This is a genomic window from Verrucomicrobium sp. 3C (assembly GCF_000379365.1).
GTDB lineage: Bacteria > Verrucomicrobiota > Verrucomicrobiia > Methylacidiphilales > Methylacidiphilaceae > Methylacidimicrobium.
The window spans coordinates 147,573-170,606 of the sequence record NZ_KB901876.1; the positions used below are offsets into that span (position 1 = coordinate 147,573).

The window sequence follows — 23,034 nt, forward strand, 5'->3', positions numbered from 1 at the left end:
GAGGCATGGCCGGTCGTAGAGAAGTTCGACATCGGCTTTCTTGGCAATCGACTCGTTGATCTTCTTCTGCCGTGCGATGCGCTGTTCCCACCACGCCTTGTGAATCCCTTTGACGTTGGCCGACCATTCCTCTATCGGCGCGCGCGAGATTTCCCATTCTTCCCACTTCTTGCCCAGCGCTGCGTTGAGTTCGCGGCGCAGCGGTTCCAGCGTTGCCTGAAACTCCTCCCAGATCACGTCGATCTCGGCATTGTTGGCGATGGATTTCAGCGTGATGTGCTGCGCGCGGTCGTAAACGAAGCCTTGGCGAATATCGCCATGTGTCGGCCCGTCAACCGGCGGCTTGCCGGTTAATTCTGCTTCTTTCAGCAGACCTTCCTTGCTGTCGGCCAGAAGGTAATAGGGATATTTCGCGCTCATTACCCGCGCACGGGCGAGCGCCAGCGCCACGCGCGATGTGTCGATGGTGATCCAGCGACGGCCCCATTGCTCGGCAACGGTCGGTGTCGTGCCGGAGCCACAGGTAGGATCAAGCACAAGGTCGCCGGGGTCGGACGCCATGAGAATGCAGCGTTGCACAACCTTGGTGCCTGTCTGGACAACATAGACCTTGGATTCTGTGAAGCCACCCGTACCGGTGTCCATCCAAATGTTACGCAGCGGTACTACGCTATAGTCATCGAGAAACCTTACATAAGCCAGCGAGCTTCCTGACACGATTACGCGGCTCGCCTTCTTCAATCTTTCCATCCCGTGAATAGGCGTAGCCCATTGGCGTTTTCCAACGGGATAGAGTTTCCCTTCAAACTCTGTTTCGTAGTTGGTGGTGTTGGCTTGCGTCTGTGATGTAAGCTGGTCGATACGAAAGAGGCGCGGTTCAGCGTCGCTATCAATCGCACCCGGCAAAACGCCGCGATGAAAAATACCATCCACCGTGCGGGAGTGACGATAGAGCGCATCTGTGCTGCTCGCTCCAACTTTGTCTAGGAGCAGAGCACGATATTTTGTCTTACTTCTGTCTTTTGCATACCAAAGAATATAATCTGCCGTCGTGTCGATATATTGCGACGATGAACTTGTTGTTGTGGAGTTAACGATCTCGGCTATCAGATTTTCACGCTGAAACACTTCATCCATCAGCGCCCGAACGCGATGGACGTTCTCGTCACCGATCTGCACGAAGATGCTCCCGCTCTCCGTCAGCAAGTCCCGCATCGCGGTGAGGCGGTCGCGCAGATAGGTCAGATACGAATGGATTCCGTCTTTCCATGTGTCGCGGAAGGCGCGCACCTGTTCCGGCTCGCGGGAGATTTCTTCGATCTTGCCGTCCTTTACGTCGCGCGAGCGCGTTGACACCTGCCAGTTCGAATTGAATTTGATTCCATAAGGCGGATCGAAATAGATGCACTGCACCTTTCCGCGCAGGTTCTCGCGCTCGGCAAGGCTCGCCATCACCTGCAAGCTGTCGCCAAGGATGAAGCGGTTCGACCAGTTCTGGTCGTGCTGGTAAAATTCTGTCTTGGCTTCGGGATCGATACCGTTGAAGTCCTGGAACAGGTCTGCAATATCGCTCTCGGCTTCGCGCTTGGCTTTGGTGCGGCGCACCAGGTCGTCGATGATCGCCTTGGGGTGAATCTTCTCCTGAATGTAGAGCGGCGGCGCATTCACCACGAGGTCCGACCAATCCTGCTGGTCCTTGCCGCGCCATACGAGTTGAGCATCGGATATGTCTACATAGCCGCTCTCCGCCGCCTTCTCGATCTGCTCCCGCGTCAGGCGAATGCGCGCGCCTTTCCAGACAAGCTGCGGATCGAGGTCGGCATCGCGCGGGCGGGTTTCGCCCTCGGCAAGGGGATAGCGGCGCGGATAGACGACAGGCGCGAAGGGGGCGATTTCTTCCGCCCGCTGCGCGGCTGACTGAAGCTCAGCGGTCGGGATGTTCTTACGCTTGGCTTCCGTGTGCGTCAGCGTCTCAATCTGCTTGGGCGCACCCGCCGTTTTTCTTCTCCCCTTGTTCATGCCTCGCTCGCTTCTTTCAGTTGGTAGTCGCCATTCGCCTCAACCGCCCGCTCAATCAACGCGGCGAATTCCTTCTGCATTTCAAACACGTCGGTGAATTCCTCGAACGCCCAGCGTCCATAAGTGCCAAGGTTGTTCACGCCCCTGATCCATTTCTGGCGCATGGTTTCGGATTTGAGCTTCACGTTCTCGCGGCGATAGCCCTTGACCTCGACGATCAGGTGCAGGGGATCATCGGGGCCGCGTCCATCGTCGATGTTGACGATGAAATCCGGCAGGTAGAATGTCGCCGTCGATCCGTCCTTGTACGGAACTTCGAGGCCCAAGCCCTGATTCTTGACGTAGGACAGAACGCGCGGATGCGCCTCGGCGGCGCGGGCGAACTCGGCTTCCCAATCGCTGTCGCAGACGACGTAGTTGATGTGGCTCTTGGCCGGGTCGGTCGTATAGAGATCTTTGCTCGTCATGAACCCGACATGGCGGGTCGAGCCTTTCGGATTGTAGGGATCGAGGACGGCGCGGATGCGTTCTTCGTCGCCAATGGCGGCTGCAATGCCGTTATAGATGCGCTCGGCGGCCTGCGCGGCGATGCTTAGGATTTGGAGCATCCAGGGTCCGGTACCGCCCTTGCACTCAAGATAGCCTTCGTCGATCCAGCGGCGGACAATGCGCTGGATTTGGCAGAACAAATACAGCTTAGGTTCGCCGTCCCCGTCTTTGAAATACGAATAAAGAAGATACTTCGCCAGTTCGTAGGACACGGTGCTGGGGCGCTTGTCCTTCATTTCGGCGACGGTGAGGGTGACGCCTTCGCCGAGGATACCTTCGAGCAAGGTCTGTCCCGGCCCGACCATATCGGGGGTGAGAACCAGTTTTGAATTTGGGGTGAAGTTGGCTTGCAGCTTTTCTTCTGGCAAGTCGATGCGGTAACCGACCACGCGCGGGAAGATCATTTCCAGCGCAACGCGCTCGCGCACCGCCGCCACGCGCGTCATCTTCTTGGGCGGCTTAACCGGAGCGACCTGGGGCTTCGCCGTGAAGTCGAACGGGATGCCCATAATGTCGGCATATTCGACGTTGAACAGCCCTTCGGCATTCAGGTCGTAGGAATAGCGGCGTAGGCCGCGCCCGACGACCTGCTCGCACAAAAGCTGGGTGCCGAAGGCGCGGACGCCGAGGATGTGGGTGACGGTGTTCGTATCCCAGCCCTCCGTCAGCATAGCGACCGACACGACGCAACGCACCTGTTCGCCAAGCCGCTCTTTCTTGCCGACCGTGTTCATGACCTCGCGCAGTAGATCGGAGTCGGACAATTCACCGACTTCGCCCGCACCGGAGCGCTGCGCGATCTCGCGCTTGTATTGCTCGATCTCAAGGGCGGCGGCCCGGCGGAAATCGTCGTTGAGCGCTTCTCCCGATTCAAGCTGCTTGCTGTCGATCAGCAGCGTGTTGGGACGGGAAAGGCGATTGCCGTGCTCATCGAAATTGCTGAACAATTCAAGGTGGGCAGGGTGGAAGCTGCGCAGTTCCTCTCGGTCCTCGGCGACGGGGCGTTGCCAGCCGGAAATCCATTCGTAGACCAACTTCGACGTGGAGGTGTTGTTGCAGACGACAATGAACACCGGAGGCGTTTCGATGCCGGCCTTGGCCCACTTCTCGAATGTTTCCTGATAGTGATTGTAGAGGGCGACAAGGGCAGTTTGGAGTTTGGCCGGAAGCGAATCGGGATCAAGGTCGCCCCGCCCCTTGCCGCGCCCCTTCTTCGGCATCTCGTCGCGGATGTGCTCCCACAGATCTCGGAACACTGGGACATCTGCCTCGGGGATATTGTCTGCGGTCGGAACACGCGGCAGTTTCACAATGCCGCATTCGATGGCGTCCATCAGCGAAAAATCGCTGATCGTCCAGGGAAAGAGCGTGCCTTCGGCATAGCCCGAGCCGCGCAGGAAGAACGGTGTGGCGGACAGGTCGTAAACGGCTCGAACGCCAAGCTTCTTCTTAAAGCATTCGATGCCGCTAATCCAAAGTCGCGCAGCCTCATTTTCTTCCTTCGCGACGGACTTCTCATCGCCGCTCAACTCGTCGATATCTTCGTTATTCGGCCTCTCCCGATAGCAATGGTGGGCCTCATCGTTGATGACGACAATGTTCTTAAGGCCCATGAGTTCTTCGGCCACACGCCGAACCATCTGGCCTTCGGTTTCCTTGGTCGCAATCAGCGCGTGGCGTCCTTGGAGTAGCGAGCGCCCGACCTTGTTGACTTCCAGAATCTCTTTGAGTTGCAGCGCATGGTAATTGGTGATGACGATCTTCGCCTTGTTGATGTCATCCAGCATGTCGCCGGGAACGAGTTCGCGGACGCGGTAATAACTTTCGATGTCGCTGGGTAGCAGAACGCGCAGGCGGTCTTTGATCGTGATACCCGGCGCGATAATCAGAAAGCCGCGCGAGAAGTTGCTGCTGGTGGGAGAGCGCACGGCGTTAACCGCCTGCCACGAGATCAGCATCGCCATCACGGTGGTCTTGCCCGCGCCGGTCGCCATCTTCATGGCAAGGCGAAGCAATCCAGGGTTGGCCTGTTCGTTGGCCCCGAGGATGTGTTCCCAGATACGGGCATATTGCTTTTTATTTCGGGCAACTTCTGTCAGCCAGATGACGGTCTCGACAGCCTCCACCTGACAGAAGAATGGGCGCACCCCCTGAAACTGATAGCTGCGCCAATGATTGAGGAGCCGCGCCGTGGCGGGCGTCACGCCCCAAACGGCTGGGTTTGATTGCCGCCATGCGCCGACATGGGTACGAATCTCATTGATGATGGGAGTCGGGTTGTATTCCTGTTCCTTGGTCGAAAGCCCGTCGTCGTTTCGCAGGTCGAGGCTGCCCTGATCCCAGTCGGCGCTCTTGCGCTTCTTTTTGCGCGGCTTGGGGACAGGCGTGATGAGTTCGGACTTTCGCCGTCCGTTGCGCGGCGGCTCATTGAGCGGCTGGCCTTCGGCATCAAGAGGATGGTGCCGGGTCGGTTCCTCATAGGGGGAGTTGAGGATAGGTTGTTCGAAGAAAGGGCTGGCTGGGGTCGTCATGGTCGCGCGCCCCCCTTCTTCGCAGGGGCGAGGATAAGGGCCTTGTGCCTTCCGCTCAGCGCATGGGCAAGTGATTTGGAGTGGTACTGGATTATCACTCCCGGCTACCCCCGTTGTTGTTCTTCCACCTTGCGCTTCCTCCAGTTTGCGCTTTCCTGTCGCCTGAACCTCCACGACCCGCCGACATTGAAGCCAGGAAACTTGCCCGGCGAGGTGAGCTTGTAGGCGGTCTTCTCATTGATTTAAGAAGTTCCGCCACATCCCGGATCGTCAGGATTGCGTCGGTCATGCGCCCTCCGTAACTCGCGTTTGGGGAAGTATATAAAAGATCGGAGAAAATCAGAGAAGATAATGGTGATCGTTCATCCGTGCGGTGAGCAGCGGTGGCAGGGGGTGGAGCCGCCGCAGCAGCGCATCCCAAAACCCGCGCGGGAAGCGCATTTTCAAGGCCTATTCTCCGTTTTAAGTGGCCACGGCGGGAAGATCCAACGTCAGCTTTCCGGCTTTGAGGGAAGCGGCGATCCGCAAGCACCGGAAGCTTCGGAACCCTCTGGCCATCCTTTTGGCGAGCTGGATGAGGCCGCCTTTCTCCTCGATGAGACCATTGGTCACCCGGCTCTGGAGGAAAGCAAGGACGCCGTCCATGTGCTCTTTGATCGTCTTGGAAAGCCTTCGGTAGGGAGTGAGCCGGCTGCAGTCGGCCCACTGGAGCCACCAGCGGAGCTCTTGGGGATCCTCTTGGGCAAGGATCTCTTGCAGAGCCTCCCGCAGCCCAATGGCTCTTCCCAATCGGGGATAGGTGGCGCAAAGGGAAGCGCGCAGACTCTTCTGCCCGTCGCTTTTCGCTAAAAGTTTGTTCGCGCCCATGCCCAAAGAATCGGAAAACGAGGCGCGCTTGGCAAGCCGCCGTCAAGGAGGATCGACGAAGTCGAAGTGTCCTGTCCTTGACCGCGAATCGCCCGGGCATCGGCCGTCGACACGATTGCTTTCTCGCGGTCGACCACGGCTTGCTTGGTATGCTGCCCCCCGTCCGGTCCTTCCCCGGAGAGCCCGCTTTAGTGTCTGTTCAGGCGCCAAAGTCCACGCCATGAACTTCTTTACGTTGCTGGACACAACTTCTCCAAAACGCGTACCGGCTTGTCTGCGACAATCGTTTGCGCTGTATCAGCGGCCCGCTCCGGGACAATGACAGACTGAATATGGTCAAAGACATTCCAGTCGGGAACTGGATCATAAACGAGCGCAAACTCGGAGCGCTTGCATGCTTTTCCGTCGTAGGTGATTTGTCGAGTCCAGAAATCTGGATCAGTTGTTTCGAGCACTGAGATTTCTGCACCGGACAACGGGCGGCCCATGGGTCGGCCGTTGAAGTTGACATCACCAGCGATCAAGCGCCATTCGCGTTGCCGGTAGTACCCCAACCCGTCGCGGGCGTGCTTGTTGTCCGTGGGGTAGAACATATTCATGAAGATCGTCAGTATCCCGACGCTGTGAGCGAAGGGTATGTTGTTGTAGCCCAAATACTGAAGGATATTCTTAACGTCCGACGCAGCGAGGTCGTAGCTCGCGACAACTTTGTCGGTGGCATCTGTATTCGTTAGCGTCAATTTATAATCTGGAGAGACGGGACACCCCCACCTAGCGCTAGCCGTCGGCGAATCGCTAATTTCCTTCAGGCCCTGAAGCTGACGCAACACATACCGGGTGTGGTAGGCGCCGCGGACGCAGAATGTGCCGATGTGGCTAAGAGCGCTGCTGCCAACCCCGTTCGGTATATACATGACCGGCGTCGCACCTGCTTCACGTAATGACCCTATGTCGAAAGACAAAGAGATTGGGCCGAAAAGTCTGCTATGTCGCGGCAGTTCAGCATCGGACAATTCAGTAAATGAAGCACGCCGTTGCAGCAGTTTTAGTTCTTCTCGCCCGCCAGTTATCTGCTGTAGATCCCACTCAACAATTTCTGGCGCGAGGACTAGGCCAATTGTTCTCATAGCACCCAAGATGGCCAAGCCACGCTCGATCGTGGCATCCTCGTTTTCGCCCGATTTAGGGCGTGGAAAACTATGGAAGAACCGGCGAGGTGGAATCACATTCATATAACCATATTATCATGCCACGGTGTTCCTTTTGAATCTAGTCTAAAAGCTCCGAAAGCGCGAAGTCAGTCCCTAAACATCCGACCAGTGGTTAAGCTAAAAAGGAAGCCACTGGAATGAGAGGCAAGATGCAAACGGACGCGCCAAGAGGCTTTCTCGCTCGGCGGCGGACAGAATGGAGCGCCGGTGCATGGTCAGTTATCCGTTCTCAGGTATTGGTAGAGGGTTTCACGGCTGATGCCGAACTCGCGGGCGAGTTGTGCCTTCTTCTCGCCGGCGTCGGATCGCCGGCGCAGTTCGGACACCCGCTCCGGAGACAGCGCTTTCTTGCGACCCCGATAGGCCCTCCGCTGCCTGGCAAGTGCGATGCCCTCGCGCTGCCGCTCGCGGATCAAGGCTCGCTCGAACTCGGCGAACGCGCCCATCACCGACAGCATGAGGTTCGCCATCGGCGAGTCCTCGCCTGTGAAGGTCAGGCTCTCCTTGACGAACTCGATCCGCACGCCGCGCTGGGTGAGCTTCTGCACCAGTCGTCGCAGGTCGTCGAGGTTGCGCGCCAGGCGGTCCATACTATGAACGACCACTGTGTCGCCCCTGCGCACGAAGGCGATCAGATGTTCCAGCTCGGGACGCCGGATGTCCTTGCCCGAAGCCTTATCGGTGAATAGCCGATCCACCGAAACCTGCTCAAGTTGGCGTTCCGGATTCTGGTCGAAGCTGCTGACGCGGACGTAGCCGATGCGCTGACCGTGCAAGGTGCTCCTTAGGGAAATGTGTCAGGAATAACTCTATTACCCTTGCCGGTAGATGTAAATAAATTCAGAAATGGACTCTAGTCTGACGCTATTTCGCCGCTCCGCCTGACGCCAGGTTAGGGCATGCTCCAACATGACCGACATCTGCTGGAAGATAAGGCAACCCGATTCTAGCTAGGTAGGCCGCAAAGCGTTGCGAAAGGTCCTCCCGGTAAAGCGCGGATAGGCCGCACACAAGGTGCTTCGGCTTGAGTTTTGCCAAGTATGACGAATTGACCGAAAAATAGTGCTTGAAGTCGACAATAGACGGAACAATGGGAACGTCTTCCGGAAAACTCAGGTAGTGGTAACGGGGCCGCTCGTTTTGCCGGAGCGTTCTGCCTTCCGTCTTCTCCTTGTTCATTTTGGCCATAGTCAGCTCTAAATCAAGGAGATGCTGACCTTGATACACGTGATCGGCGTTGTAGAGTGGTGCAACGAGAACGGAAAACAGCTTTTTGTCGTCGGACTGTGGCTTCTTCCCCTGCCGTGTCCGATAGCGCGCGTCTTGTTCCAGATCGCAATCTTGCGTCAGAACAACAACAAGGGGGAACACGAGCTTGCTTACTTCCAGCACCCCGTGCTTCTCGGCAACATATTCAACGCATTCGACTTCGCGGAAGATGTCGCCTTGCGAGATTCGTCCCAGACGTCTTCTCCTCACTCTGACATTAACGTCATGATTCACGGGAAATCCTCCCTCGGATCACAACCCGACGCGGCTTTTCAGCTCCAAAAAGCTTAACGTTTGCGACATCAGTGGACAGACTGCCCGGTCCCGTGGAAGGCGTCTGCGATGTGGCAGTGGTCGGTTTTTCGGGCGGAACCTCGTCAGTTCGTGAGGTTGTCCCCTCACCTTTGTCATAGTCAGTTCCAAAAAGCTGAACGTTTGCGACATCAGTGGACAGACTGCCCGGTCCCGTGGAAAATGCCTGCGATGTGGCAGTGATCGGCTTTTCGGGCGGAACCTCGTCAGTTCGTGAGGTTGTCCCCTCACCTTTGTCATAGTCACTCTTGAACGGAGACTGATCTGGCATTCATCCGCTCCCGGAGCTGCTTGGTAATGCTCATCTCAAACAACTCCTGTATTAGCCCGTGCCCCCGTTCCATGTGTTGAAGCGACTCCCCAAGATCATGCACCGTTGGCACATAAGCATCGATGTCTAAAAGGAATTGAGGACGTTTCATCATCGCCGGATAGTCAGGATTGGGCATGCCGAACTGGAACCTCACATCGAGGCCTTCGCGCTTGAGTTCAGCGACCTGGATGAGTCGAGTCAGATGTCGCGGCTGCGTAAAGAAAGCCATCGTTCCCAGCAGTGCAGGAGCGATATAATCGCCCCATGTGGTGGGAGTGGCTAAGTCTGGAATCTCGATGAGATTGATATATCGCAGGCCAAAGCGACCTGCTCTTGCGTCGGGAAACGCCTTTTTCACGGCGTCAACGACAGCGGTAAACTGCCCCTTCATATCTTCAAACGTGGTGTATCTTTCGTATCTGACAAATACACACTGCGCTATCAGAACTAGCTGTTTCTCACGCTCTTTGCCAAAGAAAGTCCACTTCGTGAAGCGCGTTTGATTGTGTCTCACTTTTTCGCCAGTTAACTGAAGTTGCTGTGCAATCGCCTCGGTTGGTTCACTTATTGGAAAGTGTTTAGAGAGCGCGTCAGCCAACTTGGGCGGTAATGATTTGCTCAGCTCTTCAATCGGCGCAATAAAATCAATGCGTGCAATCGCTTCTTTCAGAAAACTACTCTCGTAACAAATCTCATCGTACATCATCACTCCTGTTTCATGTCTTTGCCTGGCTGATCCCGTCTCGAAGCTGCGCGGTTCTTAAGTGGCAGGTCCCGGATGATTACGTACTATTTTTTGGAAGAGCTGCGGATGGGATTGTTGCCATGTTTTGAGGGCCTGAAGTGGGGTTTGGTGATTGAGCGATTTTTGAGGGAGGTGTTCGTTGTAGAGCCAGGCGTAGTGGTGGAGCGTGGTTTTCAGGTCGAGGGAGCTTTGGAAGTGATGCGTACGGAGGATCTGGGCCAGTCTTCCGTTGAAGCGCTCCACCATGCCATTGGTGCGAGGCGACTTCAGCTTGGTCAGGCGGTGCTCGATTCCCAATGCTTGGCAGAGCGCGTCAAACTCATGGGCTCCGGTAGCATCCTTGGGTTCTTGGCCGAAGACCCGATCGGTGAACTCCTTGCCGTTATCGGTGAGGATGGTTTGGATTTTCACGGGTGCCGCCTTGGCCAGCGCATGGAGGAAGCTGCGTGCGGCCGCTGGGGTCTTTGCACGCTTGACCGCCAGGAAGACCCAACGAGTCGCTCGATCGATGGCGACGAAGACATAACGGCGAGAAGTCTCGTCGGCCATCTGGGGCAGGTATTTGAGGTCCACATGAAAATAGCCCGGCAGGTAAACTTTAAAGGGTTGGGTGGGATTGGCCGGTTTTTCCGGTTGAGGCAGCCGGGAGTGGCCTCGACGCCGCAGGAGCCGACCCAAGGCCGAGCGGGTCATGGAGCGTTCGATAAATTCGCGGATGACGGCCAGCAGATCGTCCAGCGGTAGCTGGAGCTGCGTGCGCAAGTAGATCACCAGCTCTTCCTGTCCCACATTGAGTGTCGTCGGAAGATGATGCGGGGTGTGGCTGGCATCCTCGACAAAATCCCGCTTCCGCCACCGACGAATCGTCTCCCGAGTCACGCGAAACGCCGTCGCCAACTCGTAATCGCTGCCCGTTGCCCGTTGAATCGCCGTGCGGATCGCCGGCGTAGTCGTCGCATTCTTGTAGAGGGTGATCCTCATGCCTTTACCTCGGCTTTCCAGCTTGCCACAACCTCCCGAAGCACCGCACGCCCGATCAGCAACGGACGGCGATTTTCTAGGAGGTAATCATGCGAACCCTGACAGCTATCTACCGCGACCCCGTGGGCGTGCACGCCATGCTTCCTCGACCAAATTTCGGGGTGATGGCTTCCCGAAGCGCGCGTAGTGCGTTGTCGGAATACCGAGGGTGTTTCTGAGACCCGAACTCGAACACCATGACGTTGGCTGGATCTTCGTCTATATGCAGGAAGTCGCGGACAGCCTTGGTCTTGTTGATTGTCAATCGCAGCTTTTCCGCCAACGCACTCGGACTCCAGTGGTATTTCTTTTGGAGATCTACTTCACGGATGGCCGCCGCGCCCTCAGGGTCATCGCCCGATACGAAGCGAACCGGAGGAGCCTCTGCGGCTCGGGTAATTCGGACACGAATTGTTGGGCCTTCTCCTTTAACGTTCGTTGCCAGGGTCATCAGCCGTGGGAACACTTGCTCCAGCGGAGTGTTGTTTCTGATGGCCTCTTCGATTCGGTCCAGGTCTCGTTTGGAAACCGCTACCTCTTCGCTGACGTGGGCTTCCATAGCCAGGAGTGCTGTAATTCGTCCCCTGGCCTCATCTCGCGCTCTTCGGCCCGGAGCAAGCAGTTCTCGAATCTGCGCGTATTCCCGATTCACCAACATTAAGAAATCAGGGAGCGCTTGGGTAGACAGAGGCAGGACCCGCACCGGAAGGTTATCCGCCAGCGTATCTTGGAAATGCTCGCTCAGAATTTCGTCCAACACAGTTATCAACGCTCTCGCGTTGATGTAGAGAGCGTCTTCAGGAACCACGATCATCCAGTGCTGGGCTTGGTCACGCATCGCGTTGATGACGCGGATAGCCCCGGCTTGTGCGGCGCTCATCCACGCTTTGGACTGAGCAATGTTCAACGCCTTCTCGATACCGATGGAGGTTCCCTTTTCTTTGTCGAAGACGTCCTGCCCCTTCTGAACCAGCAATGCCTTGGCCAGCATTTCACTGGCGTGCTGGAGCATGAGCAGCACGGTTTCCGGCCTTCCATCGTCGTCGTGGTTATTGAACGCTTCTAGCCCACGCTTCAAAGACGCTATGGACTTGGCTTTCAGTGTCTTCGCTTCCCTCTTGAGCTTCACAATTACCCCAATCTTTCGCTAGCAGCCTATCGGGGTTAATGCGAGAAAACCGCAATGCTTGAGGAGCGTCCCTCGCGAGATGGCGAGAAGTTTTCTGCCGAAGCCGGAAAGCGCGGAGCGCGAGACTGCAACCAGCGCGTGGAGGAACGCGGAGATCGAGGCGATGCTAGGAGATCCGGTAATCCCTCCTTGGCTTGGCCCGGTTCGGCGTCCTCCCATAAGCTCCAAAGGCGCTTGGAGTTGTACGCCAAGCAGGCCAACGACCATTCGCCCTGGACTTTGGCTTGCCCGCGGAGCCGAAACGCTCGGAAGCCCATCACCGATTTGATGATGCCGAAGACCGGTTCGACCGTCTGCTTGCGTCGAGCGTAGAGGCGGCGGCTTTCTGGGCTGGCGAGCTTCTCGATCATCTTGCGTCTCCACGGGGCGGTATACGCCACGGGCTTCTCCCGACGACGATCGGTGGGCCGGAACTCGTATCGCCGACGGCATTCCAGAGCTTCGGCCCTCATCGGACAGTAGACTTCGATTCCCTCCGCCTGCAGAGCCTCGACCTGTTCGCCATTGGCATACCCCGTGTCGACCAGCACCGCACGGACCCGACCGGCTTCCGTAGGAATGGCCCGCACGTCGGCTTCCAACTCGCCGGTATCGTTGGCGCAGACGCTCACCCGAGCCGAAAGCACCAAGGCACTCCCGTCCGCATCCACGGCCGCCTGCGCATTGTAGCTCTGTTCAAAGGCTTCGTTCCGGCTCTTGCGCATCAGTCGGCTCTCGGAATCGGTCAGGTTGCTGTGCTCCTCCGCCCCAGGCTTCTCCTCCGGAGGCTGGATGTGTCGGCCTTTGGCACTCCCCTTGCGGGCTTCCCGTTCTTCTACCTTCCGCTCGTAATCGGCACGCTCCCGCTCCGCTCGCTCCTTGGCCCGTTCCTCCAGGCGGCGTTGCGCTTCCTCCAGCTTTTCCTGGAGCCGCTGCCGCCGACCGATCTCCTCGGGCAGCTTGCCCGGATCCGCTTCCCCTCTCCGGTCCGCTTCCTCCGCCTTCTTCAAGAGGTCTGTCACATCCGCCCGCAGAAGCTCCACCAGTTCTCCGGCCCGCTCGTAGGTCACATTCCGATGCTTGCTCGCGTTGGCCCGTATCTTGGTTCCGTCGACACTTACCACCCCCACCTTCAAAAGCTTCATCTCCCGGGCCAACTCCAAGACCTTCAAAAAGCAGTCCGCCACCGCAGCAAAGTTCTCCCGCCGAAACCGGCAGATCGTGTCGTGATCCGGATGGGTGTTCGCACAAAGGTAACGAACCGCCACATCCCGCCACGTCGCCGCCTCGTTCCGGCGACTCGAAAAGATTCCGTTGGCATAGCAATAAATCAAAAGCGAGAGCATCATTGACGACGGATACTGCACGTCCTCCGTCCCGCGTACGTTGATTCGAAACTCTCGCAGATCCATCCTCTCCACCGTCTCGATGACAAAATACACCAAGTCGTCCTCGGCCACCCAATCCCGCAACTCCTCGGGCAAGAGCATCGGAGTCATCCGATCCGCCCTCAGAAGTCGCTCAGCCATGCCCTCTTTTACCATATTCCAGAGGGAAAAGGAAAGTTCGACAGGCGGCTAGCCAACGTCAGAGAAGCCATCGCGGCCTGCCTGGAAGTTCGGGCCGAGCGCGGATTGCCGCTCGCAGAGGAAACGCAGGAGATCGAGATCACGGTCTCATTCTGCCGCTGCCGAAACGCGAGCCGGCGCGAGGCGGTTCGCGTCTTCGGCAAAGACGTCTAGCAAATGGCGCGTCAACGCGCCAGCCACATGATGATGCACTGTCGTAAGCAAGTGAAGTGACCGCCGCGAGGACAGATGAAGTGACCGCTTGGGTATTGGGGGCTGGAGAGTTCATGAGATGGGGGCATGGACGGCTTTGGCGAAGCGGAAGGATGGCGGGTCATGAAAGTTCAGGAGGTGATCATGCGGGCGATGGCCAAGCGGATCAGTTGGTTAGATGCGGCGGAGATTTTGGGATGGAGTCCTCGCACCCTTCGGCGGTGGCGAGTTCGGTACCGGATTCGGGGATACGACGGGCTTTTTGATCGGAGGAAGCGGAGGCCAAGTCCGCGGAGGGTGCCGATGGAGACGGTGGAGAAGGTCCTTGGGCTCTATCGGGAGCGCTACGAGGGATGGAATGGGCGGCATTTTCACGAGAAGCTTCGGGAGGAGCATGGGCTTGAGTTGAGCTATTCCTGGGTCAAATGTGCGTTGCAGACGGCTGGGCTGCTGCCGAAGCGGAAGCGGGGGCGGGTTCATCGGCTGGAGCGAGAGAGGAGGCCGATGCGGGGGATGCTTTTGCATGTGGACGGGAGCACTCATGATTGGATTCCGGGGTTGGGATGGCAGCCGGATCTGATCGCCCTTGTGGACGATGCGACGAGCGAAGTCTACGAGGCCTTTTTGTGCGAGGAGGAAGGGACCAAAGCGATCCTTTCGGGCTTACGGAGCGTCATTGAGAAAGAGGGGCTCTTTTGCAGCCTCTACACCGACCGGGGCAGTCACTTTTTTCATACGCCCGAGGCGGGGAAAGAGGTAGACCGAGAGCNGTTGACNCANGTCGGCCGNGCGCTGGCGCAGTTGGGCATTGAGCACATACCCAGCTACTGTCCACAGGGCCGAGGACGGATGGAGCGCTTCTTCGGCACCTGGCAGGGGCGGCTGCCGCGGGAGATCCAGGCCGCGGGCATTCAGACCCTGGAAGCGGCCAACGAGTACATCCGGAAGAAGTTTCTTCCCTGGCATAACCGCACCCTGGCCGTAAAGCCCAAGGAAGAGGAGAGCGCCTTTGTCCCGGCCGGAGGNGCCGACCTGGANGGGATCCTCTGCGTTCAGGACGACCGAATCGTCGGCAACGACAACANGGTCCACTGGGGGCGGAAGAAGCTCCAGATCTTGCCCCAGAGCTGGCGTATCGGCTTGGCAAAATGCCGCGTCCGGGTCTGTGAGCATCTCGACGGCAACCTCAGCGTCCGGTACGGCCACCGGATCGTCGGCTGGTACGACTCGGAGGGCAAGCCGCTGGAGCTACACCAAACCAACGCGGCTTAAAAGAGGAGCAGAACTTTGCCCTTGCCCCGGGGCAAGGGCAAGAACCCCAAAGGAAACAACAATCCAATATCCCAAGCGGTCAAATCACTTGTTACCAAAGCGGTCAGTTTGACATGTCTTCAACAGCCACATGATGATGCACAAGGAGACCGTACGGCCTCCGTTTCGGTACCCGAGATCATCGGGAAGTGGAGAATGGTACCTTGCGCAGCTTGATCCGTTTTAGCGGCTTGGCCGTCGAGGAGTTTATTACTCTGATGCGTCAATGACCGCATCTCCGCGCGCGCCCTCCTTCAGGCCACACAGGCAAGTTCGTCGGCTAAGGCGATTGCCCCCAGAAATGTCGGTACTCTTCCTCCAACGACTCTCGCGGAAGGACCCTTTCACGGAAAAGGTAAAACAGGGGGGCGAGCGCATGCTGTGCGGCATCGAGAATGTCAGCCTGTTCTGCTGCTATTTTTAGTAGAGCAGTAGGAAACAGAAGATCGTCTTTTTGGGAAGATGCTTCATCAAGCGCGCGCCACGGCACGCCGAGACGAAGGACTCTCCCCTGCAGGCGAGTCCATCGAAACGCAAATTCAAGAGAGGTATTTTTGTCGGCATCGAGCACTCTCGCAAAGGCTAAGCAGCACTTTATCGCTTCAATCACACGGCGAATCCGCCAACGTGGATCCAGCACGGGCCTTGGTGCTTTATCGACTGTATCCTCCTCAAACGCGGCTTTTACATAAAAGCGACCGATGGCCTCTATTATCCAAAATTGCGGCGGCGCCGGGACCTGCATTCCGGCAGCGATGAGGCATTCCCACCCCTCTTGTTCCACGTAGGGGTGGATCTCTGTCACATTACGATCTCTAGTGTCGAACCAAAGCGGCCAATCCCTCAGCCCAGGATGAACCGCCATTACTCTGTCAAGAAATCGTTGGTCAACCTCGTTCCTGGATAGTGGCGGGTTGACCACGCAAGCAGCTTCGAAAAAGCCCACGTTACCGACAACAAATTGACTTTGCGACACAGCTTCTTGGAAACGCCGTTCTCCTTCTCGGAGTAGTTTTTCTGTAGCCGAAGACGGTGCGCTTCTATGATTTTCCTCTTCCCTAGCCACGTGCTGGATTCCATCATGCAATCTCCGACTCCGCAACGCTGATTTTTAAAATGTCCTAAGCAAGTTAAGCGGTCGCTGAGGCAGCGGCGATGGAGGGTTCATTCACGCCTGCTCGCTCAGCTCTCCCGCTTGTCCGGGCCTTTTCCCCAGAGGCTCCGACCACTGGCGTTGCCACCAGCGGCCGCTCTGGGCGTCTCCGGCTGGAGCAATAGTTGCCGGGTGGCGATAACTCCCTCCCCACTGGGCGATGCACCCTTTCACGGCACGAGGAAGATCAGCTAGAGCAGCGCGGGGAACAACCGAACTGAGCAACATCGCTTTTTGCTTCCACAAGATGGAAGCGGAGAGATGTTCGCGTAGAACGCCGAGCTTCTTCCGCTCTGCTGCAAGCTCGTGGGATGCCGGGCAACGGAGGTTCGGCAGACTTCAGAGCTTTCCGTCCTGTCTTCAGGCCGGGACGTACCGCTCGACCGAAATTTCCTCCGCGTGCTCCCGTATTCTAGCCATGTCATAGGCCAGCTGCATGCGGAGGAGGTGGTCCATGTCCGGACCGAAGGCCTTTTCGATGCGAAGTGCCATCTCCGGCGTCAGAGCGGCTTTGCTGTCCAGAAGATCGGAGAGCACGCCACGGGGAACATTTAAAATCTCCGCCGCCTCGCTCACGTCGAGTCCGAGGGCCTCAATGACTTCGGTTTTAATCAAGTCGCCAGGATGAGGAGGGTTTTTCATGGCCGGTCACCGCGTTAGGAGCGCTAACGTCAACACAATATCTGCGTGTTGTCGCAAACACAAGGCACGATGTTGGCATGAACGACAACGGGAAGGCTCACTTGGAAGCGCCGGTCGATGCCAGTCCGAAGCGGAAGCAACGATTTTTGAAGGCGATGATCCGGGAAGGATTTTCTTTCCCTTCCCCAAGCGCGCCCTTCACGACGGAGCGTGCGAGACGCTTTTGGCCAAGCCGTGCGGACTGGAGGAGAAGGGATTGGAAGAAGACGATCTCTGTCGCGCCGTGGACGCCGCAATGGGCGCTGGAGTGGGATCGAGAAGTAGCTTTATTGCAGGGCCCTACCCGGCGGGGCAACTTGCTTCTCTACAATCTTGCGAGTTAGTCTGTCGAGGGAGAACACCCCGAGGGGTTGACGCAGGACGGAAAAGCCCGAGAGGCTGTTTAGTGGTAATCTATCAGGTCAAGGCCGGTGGCCGTGTTGGTCCCCTCATGATATCGGAAAACCAGCCGCCAGTTCCCGGTAACGGTCAGACTCCACCAATCTTTTGAGCCGCCTTTGAGCGGATGAAGCTTCCAGCCAGGAAATTTTCTGAGTTGTTCTAGCGTTTCGGCGTTTTCAAGAGCAAAGAGGAGCTTCTTCAGCTTTCCAACCATCTCTGACGGCACCCCTCCGGGCTCCCCGTCGTAGAGACATTTTAGACCTTTGCTTTTAAAACGCAGTTCCATATCACTTAGCCTGACTTCCATTGAGTAGCGGCGCAACTCCTTGATGCGAAAGGACAGGCCTTTCCGCTACTGGCTACTGGCTGCCCAGGCCGGCGGCTGGGCGAAGAGTGGGAGCAGACGACGTTTTTCCAGGAGCCGATTCAGTTCCCGAGGAATCTTGCTCAAAAGACGAACGATCGGCTTGCCTTCCACGGAGAGAACACCGAGGCGGATCGACTGGAGGCGGCGCAGGAGCGCAGGAACGTGTTCAAAAACACCGAGCTTGCTCCACTCGGCGGCCAAACGAGCCGTCATCCAATACGCAAGGAAGCAGATCCTCACATGGTTCCGGACACGATCGGGCCGCCAATGAAAGACCGGACGGACCTCGAGGTAAGTTTTGAGTTCGCAAAAGGCCTGCTCGACCTCGCCGAGCTTCTTATAGTGGGCCAGGAATTCCTTAGCGGACGCCTCGGCGGCGGGCAGATTGGTTTCCAGCAGATACCAGCCGTCGGTGGCTTGCTCCTTGGCAATCTCCTTCTCGTCGAGCTTCCACCAGAATCGGCCTTTCCCGTCGATTCCGTACCGGAAGTACTTGTGCGCCTTGCAGCGCTGCAGCATCCGACCGACCCGGCTCCCCAGCTGAACCGCATCCTCATCGGTGTGTGCGTTTCGTTTGATCTCCTCCAGCAAAAGCTTCGCTTTGCTGATTCGCGCCTCCCGCCTCTCCCGATCCCGTTGGGCCCGCCACTCCCCTCCGGCAATGACGTACCGGAGACCGTCCTTCTCCACTTCCATCCCCTCGGTCCGGTCCCAGAGCTCCGGCTGCCGATCCCGAGGCAACTTCTCCACCAGCTCCTGGAGTTGCCCCCGATTCGCCCGGGTCACGTATCTCAACTCCATCTCCGTCAGCATCTCCAGGTTAAAAAAGCTCCGGATCCCGCCGTCAAAAACAAAGACCGCCTTCTCCATCCCCAGCCGTCGCCGCAAGCCGACCAAAAGCCCGGGGAGCGTCGAGGAATCGGCCCGATTCCCTCGGAGAACCTCCACAGGGATCGGGATCCCCTTCGCATCGGTCGCCACCACCAAAAGCACCTGCGGCCGGTCTTCCCGGTGGTCCCGGCTGTAGCCGTGGCGAACCAACCCCTTCGGCCGCCCCCTCGAAGTGGATGCTTGAAAGATAGTAAAGCACCAAACCTTAGCTTTGTGCGGAAGATGAGTTCGGGCGGGAAGCGGGCAACCAATCGCCCCACTGGTGACTGGCCGAGGTATCCAGGGCTGCAGCGCGTAGTCTACGAAAGTCAATTGGACTCATGCCCAGGCGTGTGATTGTCTGCGGGGAGGAACTCCGATATCCAGCAAAGTCGTTATGATTAGAAGGCCAAACATCGCAGGGCCACTGTTCGTGAACAGGTTGGCTTTGCCGGTTTTCATCGCTTTTTCGTTGTGCCCATACCTCCAGAAGCTCCTTGCCGATTGCATCGACAAGCTTGCGGGTGCTTTCCAATACACCATCGAAAGTCGTCTCTGCGCTCTCTGTAAGCCAACATTCGGAAAGCGCCTCTCGTTTCCCGGGGTTATTGCGCAAGGCCCGAAGCCACGCCTGGATTTCGGAAAGGCCGGGAGCTGCTGGTACGTGCGACCGGTAGTCCTGGATAGGTGCCCCCGACCATGGGTGCAGGATCTGTGTTTGAGAATCTTTGGATTCAGGAAAGTCTACCTCTAATCGGCGCCCGCGATGAACCAGCATGTTACGAAAGTCCATTACCCAGTCCAGCCAGCCGCTGACGCCAGATTCATCGATTGCGGATTTGAAACGCATCCGGAATCCCGACAGCGAATCGTCCTTACACGGGTCAAGCTTCAAGAGCTCGTTGCGAACGTCCTTAAATTGCGCTAGGAGGATGAACTTCTCCATTGGGAGAATGCCGATGAGGACACTCGCCAGGCAATCAATGGTGCTTGCAATCGCACGGACGAATCCGGCACTATGCAAAGAGGCAAACGAGAGTTCTAGCGCTTCAAGCCGATTAGACGCGATAGGTGACGCCGCGCATTTAAGACGCTTGCTTATCCGCTCGGAGAAATCCTGAAATTCCAGGAGGTGGAGTGTGGCTTCGATCAAGTTCTTAATGACACTACTAGCACACGAGTAAAGGTAGTCGCTGATCAGGATACGGCGAGCGGTATCATGAGTTCGCCACCACCTGATGCCGTACGGTGAGGCGACGGCAAGATCCTCGCCGATAGTCCTGGTTAATTGTCGCCAGTGGGGGACATCCGCATTAAGCCATGTTAAGCTTACCTCATGAGGTTGCTTAGCTTCATCATCGCGGACAAGTTCTCGTAGTTTCAGATTCTCGATATCTATTTCTCTCACCAAAATAAGTGTATTATTGAGGAAGAATGTGTCAAGCGACATTAGGAACAGATCCACTGACGACATGTGGAATTGACTCCCCAAGTTGGTTTCTGAACGGGAGTTCTGGCGGCTGGTGCCGACGCGAAAAGCCCCGCCGCCGACCGACGCATCCGGGCTCCGGATCCAGGCTCACTGCCAAGACATGCTCCTGCAGGGTGATTCCTGTTGGAACCTATGTCAGGATCGCGCAGGAGCGCGTTTCGTGGACGGCAGTGGGGGGAGAAGGGTCCGACGGCTGCCGGTATCGCGTTCGTAGGGCCATTTCCGTTCGATTTTTGGAGAGCCTCCATCGTCAACGCGAGCTGCAAGCGCCATGAAAGGCATCGGAAGGCGGGCGGCGGAGACGGTTTCTTTCCGCCGGCCGGCAACCGGGCACCATCGCCCCCGATTTGCGGCGCTTCCAGCAAGCCGGCACAACCCGACACGGAACCGGCTCCCGCCGGGCTTGATGCGGTTGATGGCGTTTCACCGCCTGCCGGCGGCGATCGGGATCACGTTGGATGAGGCGGCAGGCGGGCGAATGGAGAAGTAGCGGTGGGCATCCTCCTGGCTCACCAGCGCCCGGTAGTGGCGGAAGACCAGCGCCGGCGACATATGGCCGAGTTCAAGGCTTACCCGGGGCGCATCGTTTGTGGCCGCAAGGCTGTAGCTCGCGAAGGAATGCCTCATGGCATTGGGCTTCCACTTCACTCCCGATGCGGCCAACACCTTCCCCAGGAACCTGCGGGCGTTCGGCGGGCGCACCGGGCCGGACTTCCTGCGGTAGGGCGCAATCCAGGCTGCCGCGTTTTCCGGGATCGGCACAACCCGCCTCGAAGCCGTCTTCGCAACGTCGGCCTCGATGCGGACCTCCTTGTCGTTGACGTGCTGCCAGTCGAGACGATCCAGCTCCGCCGTCCGAAGGCCGCAGAAGAGCCCGAGAGTGAGATAGGGAACCAGCGCGGGAGCGACTCGGCTTGCCGCCTCCAACAAGGCGCAGGATTCATCAGGGGTGAACGTTTCCGTCTTCGGCGGTTTCACGCGAGGGGCCGGGACATCCTCGATTATTCCTTTGGAACACCAGCCCATGCGCGCCGCATGATTGAGGAAGACGCCGAGCATGACGCGAATGTTGCGACGCCGTACCGGGCCGACCGGGAGGCTGCCGATCCAATCGGCGATGTCCTTCGGAGTAAGCGCGGCGACCTTTTTGCCGGCGAAGGCCTCGGAGAAGAGCCTCATGCATTGCCGAAGGTCGCTCAGATACCTGGGACGCGCGCCATCCGCCTCCTTAGCTTTGAGGAACAACTCGCTCGCCTCCTCCACCGTCTTGCTTTCGAGTTCCCGCTTCTTTTGCTCGGCCCACTCGCGGGCCACATCAATCACATTGCCCCTGCAGGATTGCAGGAGCCGCTTCGCTTCCACCCATTCCCTGACGGCGGCCAGGGGCTCGGTCTCGATGTCGGCGAGAAGCTCTCTCATCTTCGCCAAATCTTCGGCATCCCCGGGCTTTATCCCGAGAGCCCCCTCCCCGGCGATCCGTGCTCTCTGCTTCATCTCCCGGCAGGCAGCCTCGGCGGCATTCCAGGACGTGAAATAGCGCCTCTGGCGTTTCCACTCCCCGCCGTCTTCATCCTTGGCGGCGTATTCGAGGACATATCGGTAAACGCCGGCTTCCGGTTTCTTCCGGTCGATAGGAATCAGCGTGTTCAACTTTTTGATTCTCGGTGGCAGGGGTTCCTTCCTCATGCGCCCCTATCCGGCCATAACTGGCGAGAAACTGGCGAGAAGAAAATGGCGGGAAGCGTCGAATATCTGGTAGAAGCAGCTTGCTGCTCGGATTTCTAATCCGTTGGTCGCAGGTTCAAATCCTGCCGGGTGCGACTAGATTGAAAGATTAAATCCTCTCTGGTAGCGACGCTACCGAAAACCACTTTCGTTAAGAACGGATGTATAACGATAAATACGCAAAAAGACGGGTGAAGTGCTTCTAGGATGACAATAAAGTGGCAATAGATCGAGCGGCGAGGACGGCTTCGGCTTGCTAGGCGTGGTGGCGGGGGTATCGTGGATGGTGGAAGCTCGCGGGAGGAGCTTGCGGGTGAAACGGAGGGGTAGGACATGGCAAGAAGCCCATGGATCAAGGCGCTTTGGTTTCTGGCCGCACGGCGACGCGGAAGGCGGAGCAGGCGTTTGTTGTTTCACGCCACAAGGCGGCTCTTTAGGGTTACGGCTAGGCATCCCGCCAAAGACTCGCGCTAGAGAAAGATGTAGCAACGTTTCTAAGATACAAAAATGCGCGTTAGCTACCCGCCCGCACATGCGAGAGAGCCTTCCGGGTTGCGGCGGTTGAGACGCCACTCCCACCCGTAGCGCCCGGACTTTTGGGACTCAACGATTCCCGATAGGTGTCGGCATCGAAACAGCGTTAGCTTCTGTCGCGGCAAGCCAAGCTGCTTCTGGATGTCTTGGAATCTCATCCCCCCATCGTTGGCTTCCAGGAGGTCGATTACTTTCTGCTTCTTGCTTTGAATCCGCTCTCTCCGGCTTGGCCGTGCTCCCAGGACTTCGACCGTCAATTTGTTCGCTTCCACCCACTCCCAGACGCCGATGCGTCCCCATTCGGTAGCCTTTTCCACGATCACGCCCGCCAACGTCCGGGGCGGATCGCATTGCGAGGATCGGACGGAATAGCGGGCGTCCTTGTAGGCATTCTTGTCCCTGGCGATGGTAATCAAGCTCTGCGCCCGGCCCATGTTTGGGGGAAGGTCTCGTAAGTCGTTGCGAGGCAGTACCCGTCATTTCAAATTGGCACTACAGGACCCATTTTTGCCCTTTGGGGCGGCGGCTCCCGGGCAGAGATGTGCAAGGCGGAGAGGATTTGCCGGGCCTGATGGTTCCCGGCGGTGACCCCGCGACGTTTTTCACTTCCGAAGGCGAACTCCACCAGATGGATGGTTCGGAGGGCAACCCAAGCTTGCTCGCTGGAGAAGGGGAGATTGGCCGCCTTGAGTTTCTTCTCCAGGAGCCGGTCAA

General features: G+C 57.7%; 17 protein-coding genes and 3 pseudogenes. 1 reads left to right on the forward strand and 19 read right to left on the reverse strand.

Going from position 1 to position 23,034, the window contains the following annotated elements; genetic code table 11:
- Positions 1-6 precede the first annotated feature (6 nt).
- From A37A_RS17335 to A37A_RS17345, 11 genes and pseudogenes are all read right to left on the reverse strand, one after another.
- Positions 7-2,019, reverse strand: a pseudogene (locus A37A_RS17335) (site-specific DNA-methyltransferase); the annotation flags it as partial.
- Positions 2,016-5,099, reverse strand: a complete 3,084-nt coding sequence (locus A37A_RS0111620; protein WP_018291668.1) for a BPTD_3080 family restriction endonuclease — start codon at positions 5,097-5,099, stop codon at positions 2,016-2,018. The gene A37A_RS0111620 and the pseudogene A37A_RS17335, both read right to left, overlap by 4 nt.
- Before the next feature lie 104 nt (positions 5,100-5,203).
- A pseudogene (locus A37A_RS22070) lies at positions 5,204-5,388 on the reverse strand (helix-turn-helix domain-containing protein).
- Positions 5,389-5,561: 173 nt separating this feature from the next.
- On the reverse strand, positions 5,562-5,966 hold the full coding sequence (locus A37A_RS0111630) for a transposase (RefSeq protein ID WP_018291669.1): 405 nt from the start codon (positions 5,964-5,966) through the stop codon (positions 5,562-5,564).
- Between the two features lie 230 nt (positions 5,967-6,196).
- Positions 6,197-7,198: a hypothetical protein gene (locus tag A37A_RS0111635; protein ID WP_020494373.1), complete on the reverse strand. Its 1,002-nt coding sequence runs from the start codon at positions 7,196-7,198 to the stop codon at positions 6,197-6,199.
- Between the two features lie 194 nt (positions 7,199-7,392).
- Positions 7,393-7,953, reverse strand: coding sequence for a recombinase family protein (locus A37A_RS0111640; protein WP_018291671.1), 561 nt, complete (start codon positions 7,951-7,953; stop codon positions 7,393-7,395).
- Positions 7,954-8,041: 88 nt separating this feature from the next.
- Entirely contained in the window at positions 8,042-8,680 is a 639-nt protein-coding gene (locus tag A37A_RS0111645) for a hypothetical protein (RefSeq protein WP_155996661.1), read from the reverse strand.
- Between the two features lie 320 nt (positions 8,681-9,000).
- Positions 9,001-9,777, reverse strand: a complete 777-nt coding sequence (locus A37A_RS0111650; protein WP_020494375.1) for a TIGR04255 family protein — start codon at positions 9,775-9,777, stop codon at positions 9,001-9,003.
- A gap of 54 nt (positions 9,778-9,831) precedes the next feature.
- The gene (locus A37A_RS0111655) at positions 9,832-10,797 is read right to left on the reverse strand and encodes an IS481 family transposase (protein ID WP_018291675.1); all 966 of its coding nucleotides are present in this window, start codon (positions 10,795-10,797) and stop codon (positions 9,832-9,834) included.
- A gap of 105 nt (positions 10,798-10,902) precedes the next feature.
- Positions 10,903-11,965: pseudogene (locus tag A37A_RS17340) on the reverse strand (hypothetical protein).
- A gap of 35 nt (positions 11,966-12,000) precedes the next feature.
- A complete protein-coding gene (locus A37A_RS17345; protein WP_020494376.1) occupies positions 12,001-13,533 on the reverse strand; it encodes an IS1182 family transposase in 1,533 nt (510 codons plus the stop codon).
- Between the two features lie 375 nt (positions 13,534-13,908).
- On the opposite strand from A37A_RS17345, the gene A37A_RS0111675 reads away from it, so the two are divergent.
- The gene (locus A37A_RS0111675) at positions 13,909-15,057 is read left to right on the forward strand and encodes an ISNCY family transposase (RefSeq protein WP_231363911.1); all 1,149 of its coding nucleotides are present in this window, start codon (positions 13,909-13,911) and stop codon (positions 15,055-15,057) included.
- Between the two features lie 319 nt (positions 15,058-15,376).
- Here the strand turns inward: A37A_RS0111675 and A37A_RS0111680 are convergent, their stop codons facing one another.
- The 8 genes from A37A_RS0111680 to A37A_RS21505 all read right to left on the reverse strand — a co-directional run.
- A complete protein-coding gene (locus A37A_RS0111680; protein WP_231363912.1) occupies positions 15,377-15,901 on the reverse strand; it encodes a hypothetical protein in 525 nt (174 codons plus the stop codon).
- 708 nt (positions 15,902-16,609) lie between these two features.
- Entirely contained in the window at positions 16,610-16,891 is a 282-nt protein-coding gene (locus A37A_RS0111690) for a HigA family addiction module antitoxin (protein WP_018291681.1), read from the reverse strand.
- Positions 16,892-17,333: 442 nt separating this feature from the next.
- A complete protein-coding gene (locus tag A37A_RS0111700) occupies positions 17,334-17,639 on the reverse strand; it encodes a type II toxin-antitoxin system RelE/ParE family toxin (RefSeq protein WP_231363913.1) in 306 nt (101 codons plus the stop codon).
- A 45-nt stretch (positions 17,640-17,684) separates the two neighbouring features.
- Positions 17,685-18,740, reverse strand: coding sequence for an IS1634 family transposase (locus A37A_RS17350; protein ID WP_018291684.1), 1,056 nt, complete (start codon positions 18,738-18,740; stop codon positions 17,685-17,687).
- A gap of 55 nt (positions 18,741-18,795) precedes the next feature.
- On the reverse strand, positions 18,796-20,034 hold the full coding sequence (locus tag A37A_RS0111710) for a hypothetical protein (protein WP_155996663.1): 1,239 nt from the start codon (positions 20,032-20,034) through the stop codon (positions 18,796-18,798).
- Positions 20,035-20,484: 450 nt separating this feature from the next.
- Positions 20,485-21,747 carry a tyrosine-type recombinase/integrase gene (locus A37A_RS0111715; protein ID WP_018291686.1) on the reverse strand — a complete coding sequence of 421 codons (1,263 nt, stop codon included), beginning with the start codon at positions 21,745-21,747 and terminating at the stop codon, positions 20,485-20,487.
- 557 nt (positions 21,748-22,304) lie between these two features.
- Positions 22,305-22,736, reverse strand: a complete 432-nt coding sequence (locus A37A_RS0111720; protein ID WP_231363914.1) for a hypothetical protein — start codon at positions 22,734-22,736, stop codon at positions 22,305-22,307.
- Positions 22,737-22,801: 65 nt separating this feature from the next.
- Positions 22,802-23,034: hypothetical protein (locus A37A_RS21505; RefSeq protein ID WP_231363915.1), on the reverse strand; the 233-nt coding region annotated here is incomplete at its 5' end.

Excerpts from the sequence above, each read along its gene's own strand:
- A37A_RS17345 (WP_020494376.1), bottom strand. The coding sequence starts at position 13,533 with ATGGCTGAGCGACTTCTGAGGGCGGATCGGATGACTCCGATGCTCTTG.
- A37A_RS0111635 (WP_020494373.1), bottom strand. The coding sequence starts at position 7,198 with ATGAATGTGATTCCACCTCGCCGGTTCTTCCATAGTTTTCCACGCCCT.
- A37A_RS0111700 (WP_231363913.1), bottom strand. The coding sequence starts at position 17,639 with ATGGAAGTCAGGCTAAGTGATATGGAACTGCGTTTTAAAAGCAAAGGT.
- A37A_RS0111715 (WP_018291686.1), bottom strand. The coding sequence starts at position 21,747 with ATGAGGAAGGAACCCCTGCCACCGAGAATCAAAAAGTTGAACACGCTG.
- A37A_RS0111650 (WP_020494375.1), bottom strand. The coding sequence starts at position 9,777 with ATGATGTACGATGAGATTTGTTACGAGAGTAGTTTTCTGAAAGAAGCG.
- A37A_RS0111655 (WP_018291675.1), bottom strand. The coding sequence starts at position 10,797 with ATGAGGATCACCCTCTACAAGAATGCGACGACTACGCCGGCGATCCGC.
- A37A_RS0111690 (WP_018291681.1), bottom strand. The coding sequence starts at position 16,891 with ATGAAAAACCCTCCTCATCCTGGCGACTTGATTAAAACCGAAGTCATT.
- A37A_RS0111630 (WP_018291669.1), bottom strand. The coding sequence starts at position 5,966 with ATGGGCGCGAACAAACTTTTAGCGAAAAGCGACGGGCAGAAGAGTCTG.
- A37A_RS0111620 (WP_018291668.1), bottom strand. The coding sequence starts at position 5,099 with ATGACGACCCCAGCCAGCCCTTTCTTCGAACAACCTATCCTCAACTCC.